Raw genomic sequence first — 1,208 nt, 5'->3', positions numbered from 1 at the left:
CGTGGCCCTGCACGATCACGCTCACCACCGAGGTACATTCGACCCGCACGCTGGTGTCGCCCAGCAGGACGCCACGCAGCTCGGGCCCCTGGCTCGAGTAGAAATCGCCGCGCTTCAGCGCCTCGAGCAGCAGCTTGGGGTGGTTGGCCTCGGCCTTGACCATGACCCAGCCGCCGAAATGGTCGGGCTCGGTGAAATGCGCGTCGTCGGTGGCGATGAGGCTCAGGCGGCGCCCCTCGGAAAGCAGCAGGTCGGCGGTATGCGCGCCGTCCGCGCGGTCGCAGCCGGTGGCGCAGCCGTGGTTGTAGATCTCGACCGCGTGGGCGGCGTCGATGCTGCGCGCATCGTCCAGCGTCAGCCCCGACCATTGCGGATGCGCGATCGCCACGAAGGCCCCGGCGGCGCGGGCGCGGGCGGCAAGCTCGGGGCCGGTCTCCTGCCCCTCGACGGGGACGAAACCGGGCGCGTCGGGGGCGCGGAAATCCTCGGGCAGGCCCACGGCGAGGATGTGCCAGAGCTCGCCGTTCTGCATCGCTCCCGAGTGCAGCTCGGCGCCGAGGATGGTGGTGAAGCTGTTCGAGCGGTAGGGCCGCGTGTCGGCGATGGGATAGCCGAACTGGCCGATGAAGTGATCGGTCAGCGCGAGGAAGTCGTAGCCCTCGGCGGCGTAGCGGCGGCACACCTCTTCCGGCGCGAGGCAGCCGTCGGACAACGTCGAGTGGGTGTGCAGGTTGCCGCGCCAGAAGCGCCCTCTTGCGGTGAAGGCCGAAAGCGCCATGCGCGTGTCTCCTGTGTCTTTGGCCCCGGGTATCGTGGCCGGGCGACGGTTTCGTGACAGGCTCAGGGGCCGAATGGTTCGCCCAGAGAAGCCACGCCGTTGATCTTCATGAGCCGTTTGTTGGCCGAAATCACCCCCAGCACAAGGATGGTGACGATGTAGGGTAAACTCGCCAGCAGCTGCGAGCTGAGTGCAACGCCCCCCGCCTGCGCCGCGAGCTGGGACAGCGACACCGCCCCGAAGAGCACCGCGCCGAAGAACACCCGGCCCGTCATCCACGTGGCGAAGACCACCAGCGCCAGCGCGATCCAGCCGCGGCCCGCGATCATGCCCTCGGCCCAGAGCGGGGTGTAGACCGTCGCCGCATAGGCGCCCGCGAAGCCCGCCATCAGCCCGCCGAACGCCACCGCCCCGTAGCGGATGCCGATCA

Annotated in this window: 1 protein-coding gene and 1 pseudogene; both read right to left on the bottom strand. The window is 69.5% G+C overall.

Features of this window, described 5'->3' with window-relative positions; genetic code table 11:
• On the bottom strand, positions 1-778 hold a 778-nt coding region (locus HC022_RS27005; protein ID WP_167454428.1), incomplete at its 3' end, for a PHP domain-containing protein.
• A 62-nt stretch (positions 779-840) separates the two neighbouring features.
• Positions 841-1,208 (bottom strand): annotated as a pseudogene (locus HC022_RS27000) (ABC transporter permease); the annotation flags it as partial.

Source organism: Salipiger sp. HF18 (genome assembly GCF_011806505.1).
Taxonomy (GTDB): domain Bacteria; phylum Pseudomonadota; class Alphaproteobacteria; order Rhodobacterales; family Rhodobacteraceae; genus Salipiger; species Salipiger thiooxidans.
The sequence above is the reverse complement of the archived record's forward strand: the minus strand, read 5'-3'. Positions and strand labels throughout refer to the sequence as shown.